The sequence below is a fragment of the Polaromonas sp. genome (assembly GCF_031411155.1).
GTDB lineage: Bacteria > Pseudomonadota > Gammaproteobacteria > Burkholderiales > Burkholderiaceae_C > Polaromonas.
Genome location: NZ_JANOAL010000195.1, coordinates 1 through 6945 on the forward strand (window position 1 = coordinate 1; position 6945 = coordinate 6945).

8 protein-coding genes are annotated in these 6945 nt (G+C 64.9%); all 8 read left to right on the forward strand.

Annotated elements, in window-relative coordinates:
- Nucleotides 1–1546: thiamine pyrophosphate-dependent enzyme (locus RMO23_RS12295; RefSeq protein WP_309681873.1), on the forward strand; the 1546-nt coding region annotated here is incomplete at its 5' end.
- Between the two features lie 27 nt (nt 1547–1573).
- Nucleotides 1574–2485, forward strand: coding sequence for a myo-inosose-2 dehydratase (gene iolE, locus RMO23_RS12300; RefSeq protein ID WP_309681875.1), 912 nt, complete (start codon nt 1574–1576; stop codon nt 2483–2485).
- A gap of 1 nt (nt 2486) precedes the next feature.
- Nucleotides 2487–3302, forward strand: coding sequence for a 5-deoxy-glucuronate isomerase (gene iolB, locus RMO23_RS12305; protein WP_309681877.1), 816 nt, complete (start codon nt 2487–2489; stop codon nt 3300–3302).
- Nucleotides 3303–3431: 129 nt separating this feature from the next.
- Nucleotides 3432–3857 carry a CopG family transcriptional regulator gene (locus RMO23_RS12310; protein WP_309681879.1) on the forward strand — a complete coding sequence of 142 codons (426 nt, stop codon included), beginning with the start codon at nt 3432–3434 and terminating at the stop codon, nt 3855–3857.
- 39 nt (nt 3858–3896) lie between these two features.
- Complete coding sequence (locus RMO23_RS12315) at nt 3897–5057, forward strand: PHB depolymerase family esterase (protein WP_309681881.1); 1161 nt, start codon at nt 3897–3899, stop codon at nt 5055–5057.
- A 60-nt stretch (nt 5058–5117) separates the two neighbouring features.
- Nucleotides 5118–5468, forward strand: a complete 351-nt coding sequence (locus RMO23_RS12320; protein WP_309681883.1) for a nucleotide pyrophosphohydrolase — start codon at nt 5118–5120, stop codon at nt 5466–5468.
- A 192-nt stretch (nt 5469–5660) separates the two neighbouring features.
- Complete coding sequence (locus RMO23_RS12325; RefSeq protein WP_309681885.1) at nt 5661–6062, forward strand: hypothetical protein; 402 nt, start codon at nt 5661–5663, stop codon at nt 6060–6062.
- Nucleotides 6062–6945 (forward strand): DUF262 domain-containing protein (locus tag RMO23_RS12330; RefSeq protein ID WP_309681886.1); only part of this gene is annotated, 884 nt, incomplete at its 3' end. The genes RMO23_RS12325 and RMO23_RS12330, both read left to right, overlap by 1 nt.

The window sequence follows — 6945 nt, forward strand, 5'->3', positions numbered from 1 at the left end:
GAATCGCCTGCCGGTGCTGCTGCTGCCGGGGGACAGCTTCAACTCCCGCGCGCCGGACCCGGTGCTGCAGCAGATTGAAGACTTCTCGCAGGGCGACCTGACGGCCAACGATGCGTTCAGGCCCGTGACCCGCTATTTCGACCGCATCAGCGCAGCGCAGCAGATCCTCACGGCCCTGCCACGCGCGATTCAGGTGATGACCGACCCGGCCACCTGCGGCCCGGTATGCCTGGCCTTGCCGCAGGACGTGCAGACCCACGCCTTCGACTGTCCGGAAAGCTTTCTGCAACCCGAGCTGATCCGTTTTCGCCGCCCCCCGGCGGACGCCCGCGAACTGGAGCGCGCCGCGGGCCTGCTGCGCAGTGCCCGGCAACCGCTCATCGTGGCCGGTGGCGGCGTGCTCTACAGTCAGGCTTGGGACGCCCTGCGTGCCTTCGCCGAGGCCCATGGCGTACCGGTCGTCGAATCGCAGGCGGGCAAAAGCAGCCTGCCGTGGGACCACCCGCTGAATCTGGGCGCGCTGGGCGTGACCGGCTCACCCGCCGCCAATGCGCTGGCGCGCGATGCCGATGTGGTGCTGGCCATTGGCACACGCTTGCAGGACTTCACCACGGGCTCACACAGCCTGTTTGCCAATGCCAGCATCCTGAGCCTCAACGTGCACAGCGTCGATGCCGCCAAATGGCGCAGCACCGCCCTGGTGGCCGACGCCCGCGTGGGCTTGGGCCAGCTGGGCCGCGCGCTAGGCGACTGGAAGGCCGATGCCGGCTGGACGGCGCGCGCCGAAACGCAAGCCGCCGGCTGGCTGGCCCGTGTCACCGAACTCACCACCGCCGTGCCGAAAGATGTGTTGCCGTATGACGCCGAAGTCATGGGCGCGGTGCGCGATTCGCTCAATGATGCAGGCGGCGACAGCGGCCAGCGTGACGTGGTCGTCTGCGCCGCCGGTACCTTGCCCGCCGAATTGCACAAACTCTGGCGCGCCGGATCACCGGGCAATTACCACGTCGAGTACGGCTACTCGTGCATGGGTTACGAGATCGCCGGCGGCCTGGGCGTCAAACTGGCGCGCCCCAATCAGGAAGTCATCGTCATGGTGGGTGATGGCTCCTACATGATGATGAACTCCGAGATCGCCAGCTCGGTGCTGCTGGGGCAGAAACTCATCATCGTGGTGCTCGATAACCGGGGTTACGGCTGCATCGAGCGGCTGCAGCTTGCTTCTGGCAGCCCCAGTTTCAACAACATGCTCGATGACTGCGTGCCCGAAGGCGGCAACGCCAGCCAGATCGACTTTGCCATGCACGCGCGCAGCATGGGCGCCGAGGCGGTGCATGTGAAAGACGTGGCTGAACTCAAGGCGGCGATGGCCCGCGCCCGCGCCGCCACGCGCACGCAGGTGCTGGTGATAGACACCACCCACAGCCGCGGCACCGAAGACGGCGGTTGCTGGTGGGAGGTGGCGATTCCCGAGGTCTCCAGCCGCAGCGAGGTCAACGCCGCACACGCGCGCTATGTTGCCGCCAAGCAAGAGCAACGTCTTTGAACAACCTTATCCGAAAGAAACCCTGTCATGACCTGGAACGTACGCATCGGCATCAACCCCCTGTCGTGGATGAACGACGACCTGCCCTCGCTGGGGGGCAACACCCTGCTGGAAACCGCCTTAAGCGAGGGCAGGGAAATCGGTTACGAAGGCTTCGAACTCGGCAACAAGTTCCCCAAGGACGGCCCCGGCCTGAAAGCCAAGCTCGATGAATTCAACCTGGCTTGCGTCTCGGGCTGGTACTCCGGCTTTCTGGCGACGGGCACGGTGGCCGACGAAATCGAGCGCTGCCAGGCGCACATGCGCAAACTGCAGTACAACGGCGCGCGCGTCGTGGTTTACGGTGAATGCGCCGACACCATTCAGGGCCAGATCGACACCCCCGTCTCCAGGCGCCCGCGCTTTGCCAGTGAAGCGCTGTGGCAAGCCTATGCCGAACGCCTCAATGCCTTTGGCGAGCATTTGCTCACCACCTACGGCATCAAGCTGGCCTACCACCACCACATGGGCGCCTACGTCGAGTCGCCGGCCGATGTGGACAAGCTGATGGAGCTGACCGACCCCGGCAAGGTGTTCCTGCTGTTCGACACCGGCCACGCCTACTTCGGTGGCGCGGCCGATCCGGTCGCCCTGCTGAAAAAGCATGTCAAGCGCGTGGTGCATGTGCATTGCAAGGATGTGCGGGCCCCGGTGATCGCGCGGGCGCGCAACGACGGCTGGAGCTTTCTGAACGGTGTCCTCAACGGCACCTTCACCGTGCCGGGCGATGGTGCGCTGGACTACGAGGCCGTGCTGGCCACCCTCAAAGAGGCGGGCTATGAGGGCTGGCTGGTGGTCGAGGCCGAGCAGGACCCGGCCGTGGCCCCGAGCTACGACTATGCCAAGAAGGGCTATGACACCCTGCGCGGCATCGTTGACCGTTTGAGCCAGGTGGCCTGAGATGGTCAGCCCCCTGCTTGCCAAGGCCGCGCCCACCGGCCGCGAGATCGTCAATGTCACGCCCGAGCGCGCCGGCTGGATCCATGTGGGTTTTCGCGCGCTGCGCCTGGCCGCCGGTGATACGGAAACGGTGGACACCGGCACGCGCGAACTGTGCCTGGTGGTGCTCACCGGTACCGTTGAGGTGACGATGGACGGCCAGGCCTTCAGCCACCTGGGCACGCGCAGCAGCGTGTTTGAAGAAGTCTCGCCCGCGGCGGTCTACGTGCCTGCCGGCAAAACCGTGCAGGTGCGCGCCGAAAGTGGTGCCGAGGTGGCCCTGTGCAGCGCGCCCGGTGGCAGCGAGGCGCGCCAGCTTCGTGTGATAGCCCCGGCCGCCATGCGCCGCAGCGTGCGCGGCCAGGGCACCAACACCCGCTACGTCTGCGACATCCTGCCGCACGACGACCCCACGGCCGCCCACCTGCTGGTGGTCGAGGTGCTGACGCCGGCCAGCCATTCGTCGAGCTATCCGCCGCACAAGCACGACCTCGAGCAGCCACCGGTCGAGACGCAGCTGGAGGAAACCTACTACCACCGCCTGAACCCGCCGCAGGGCTTCGCCTTTCAGCGCGTCTACACTGACGACCGCAGCCTGGACGAGGCCTGCGCCGTGGAGAACCATGATGTGGTGATGGTGCCGCGTGGCTACCACCCGGTCGTCGCGCCGCATGGCTACGACCTGTACTACCTCAACGTGATGGCCGGACCGAACCGTTTCTGGGTGTTCAGGAACGATCCGGCACACGAATGGATGCTGGCGCCGGTCCGCGCCTGAGTTTCATGGCTGCCGGCTGAAGCGCCGCGCATAGCCAGGCCCGTGCTTGCCATCTGATGGCGCAGGACTACAGGGATTCGGGAATAACCATCCATTTAACATCCATACGGATGGTGTTAGGATGGTTGCATGAAAAAAGAACACGTAACCCTCGCCGCCAAACCCAAGATCGCGGATTCCGAAAAGATCACCATCAACCTCGGTTTTGTCGACCTGGGCCAGATCGACCTGCTGGTGGCCGAGGGCTTTTATGGCAACCGCAGCGACTTCATCCGCACCGCCATTCGCAACCAGCTGGGCACGCATTCGGATGCGGTGAAGCAGGTGGTGGCCCGCAAGATGCTGGTGCTGGGCTTGCAGCATTTCAGTGCCGACGACCTGCGCGCGGTGCAGGCGGCCAACGAGCAGCTGCAGATTCGCGTGCTGGGCCTGGCCACGATTGCCGATGACGTCAGCCCCGAACTGGCCCTGGCCACCATCGCCTCGCTTGACGTGCTGGGCGCGCTGCATGCCAGTCCCGCCGTCAAGGCCGCGCTGGCCAGCCGCCAGCGCTAAGCCCGCGCCACCCCCCGATTCACCCCCAAGAAAGTTTTTATGAACGACACCCTGCAGACCCTGATGCGCGAGGCCAGCCGGCTAACGCAAGCCGGCCGGTTGACTGAGGCCACCGCGGCAATCCAGCGCGCACTGACGGGCGGGGCGCCTGAGACCACGGGGCCGCGCGGCCCCGTCGCCGGCCCGCCAGACGCTGGGCTGATTCTGGACGGCTGCGTGTTCGAGGTGCGCGCGCGCCCACCCGCGACCCCGTTTGTGGTGCCTGCCACTGCCCCGGTCCGCCAAACCGGCCAGGCCGATTTCACCAGCGCCAGCCACACCCATGGCGGCCTGACGCGCCGCTACAAGCTCTACACGCCGCCCGGCCACGCGGGCAAGGCGCTGCCGCTGGTGGTGATGCTGCACGGCTGCACCCAGAACCCCGACGACTTTGCCGCGGGTACCGGCATGAACGAGAGGGCGCGCGAACAGGGATTTTTCGTGCTGTACCCCGAGCAGCCGCAAGGCGCCAACCCGCAGCGCTGCTGGAACTGGTTCAAGCACAACCACCAGCGGCGCGGCAGCGGCGAGCCGGCGCTGATTGCCGACCTGACGCGGGCGGTGATCAAGCAGCACGGCATCGACGCGCGCCGCGTCTACATCGCCGGCCTGTCGGCGGGGGGCGCCATGGCCGCCATCGTGGCCGACGCCTACCCCGAGCTGTTTGCCGCGGTCGGCGTGCATTCGGGCCTGCCCAGCGGCGCCGCGCGCAACATGCCCGAAGCCCTGGCCTTGATGCGCAGCGGCGCCACCGGCCCCGGCCTGCGCGGCCAGGCCGGCCAATTTGGCGCGGGGTCGGCACGCATCGAAAAGACGAGCCAGCAGGCCGTGCCCACGATTGTTTTCCACGGTGACGAAGACAAGACCGTGCACCCGCGCAACGGCGAGCAGGTGATCGCGGCCGTGCTGGCCGGCGCCGTTGTCGGGGCCGCTGCAGGGGCCGCTGCATCGCAGGTGGAAAAAGGCCTGTCGCCCAACGGCCGGCGCTACACCCGCTCGACCCACCGCGGCGGCCAGGGCAAGGTGCTGGCCGAACACTGGCTGGTGCACGGCGCAGGGCACGCCTGGTCGGGCGGCCATGCCGCGGGCTCCTACACCGACGCCAAGGGCCCCGACGCCACGCGCGAGATGCTGCGTTTCTTCTTTTCCCACCCGCACTGAGGCCGCTGGTGGCGTGCAGGCGCTGGGTGCGCCCGGCGCTGATTCAGGCCAGAATCGGGCATGACCCACGATCTTCCATCACTCACCCAGGCCCTGCGCGACTTTGCCCAAGCGCGCGACTGGGAGCGGTTTCACTCGCCCAAAAACCTGGCTTCGGCCCTCAGCGTCGAGGCGGCGGAGTTGCTGGAGCACTTTCAGTGGCTGACCGAAGCGCAAAGCCGAACCCTGAGCGCGCCCCAAAAGTCAGCGGTCGCCGCCGAAGCCGCTGACGTGCTGCTCTACCTGCTGCAACTGTGCGACAAGCTGGGCATTGACCTGGTCGAGGCCGCGCGCCTGAAGATGATCGTCAACGGCGAGAAATATCCGGTCGCCCTGGCGCGCGGTTCCGGTCACCAATCCCCGGCCCGCTGAGCGTTTGCCGCGGGAGTTCCGGGCAGCGCTGAAAATGCTATAAAAAATATAGCTGACGGCGCAAGCTATACTTGGGCTGCAGGGCTTTTTTGCTCTGAAATCGGCCTTTTTGTTGCTCCCGACCCGGCCTGCGCCACGCATGCAAGGCCCGGGCATTGTGCTACCCCTAGAATGCCCTACACCGGAGGGGGAATGACACCAGAAGCCAAAGCCAGACAAACCATCGACGCGTTGCTCACGCAGGCGGGCTCCCCCCAAAGCTCCCCCCAATTGCCACCGAACTCCCCCCAATCGGATCGGCTGGCCGGTATTTTGTCCGAGATTCTGGACCTGTTACCGCTTGCCGAGCCCGCCCGCAAGAACAAGAAACTCCCTGTGGACCAACTTAAAGGCGTCATTCAGCAGCTATGCGAAGGCCGCTGGTTGGCAACTTCTGAACTGGCCGCGCTGGTGGACCGCGATGCCGAAAAACTGCAGTCACGCTTTTTGACGGCGATGGTGAGGGAGGACGCTTTGGAGTTGCGGTATCCAGACGTTCGAAATCGGCCTGATCAGGCGTATTGCATGGTCACCAACAAAGAGGTAATCAAATAATGGCAGGCTCAACCTTTCAGACCAACCCGTACGACTTATCCAAGTTGCTTGAAGACTGTCATCGGGGTGCCTTGCAATTGCCAGACTTTCAACGCAGCTGGGTGTGGGACGAAGACCGCATCAAGAGTCTGATCGCTTCCATTTCTCGTGCTTTTCCCGTCGGTGCGTTGATGACACTAAACACGGGCGGAGATGTCAACTTCAAGCCACGGCCGGTAGAAGGTGCGCCAGCCGCTGCCAAAGAGGTAAAGCCACTCTCATTGCTGTTGGATGGGCAGCAGCGCATGACATCGCTGTATCAGGTCACCATGCGGGGCAAAGTGGTTGAAACGGTTACACCGAAGAAAAAGAAGGTCAAGCGCTGGTTCTACATCGATATTCGCAAGGCGTTGGACACATCCGTGGACCGAGAAGAGGCGATCATTGGTGTGCCGGAAGACAAGATTGTGCGGGGCGAGTTTGGGCGCGAAGCTGGGCCGGATTTGTCGTCTTCCGAGCGTGAATACAAGATGCTCATGTACCCCGTGGCCAAGGTGTTTGACTGGGATCATTGGCAAGACGGCTTCGACCAGGCGTGGGCCGGTGATGCCCATGCTGCTGTGCGTGAAGAGTTCCGCCGCTTCAAGCGCGACGTGTTGGAGAACTTCAAGTACTACCGGGTTCCGGTGATTGCGTTGGACCGATCAACCTCCAAAGAGGCGGTCTGCGTGGTCTTTGAGAAGGTGAACACTGGCGGCAAGCCGCTAGCCCGGATATTTCACGCTATGGCCGCTGGGCGGCCGACTGACCGTGAAGCGACGCATTGGCGTGCACAAGGGTCGCTGCGGTACTTGCCGCTCGGGGTCGCAGTGCCCTCGCGGGACATGCGCTCGTACCTGCCCCC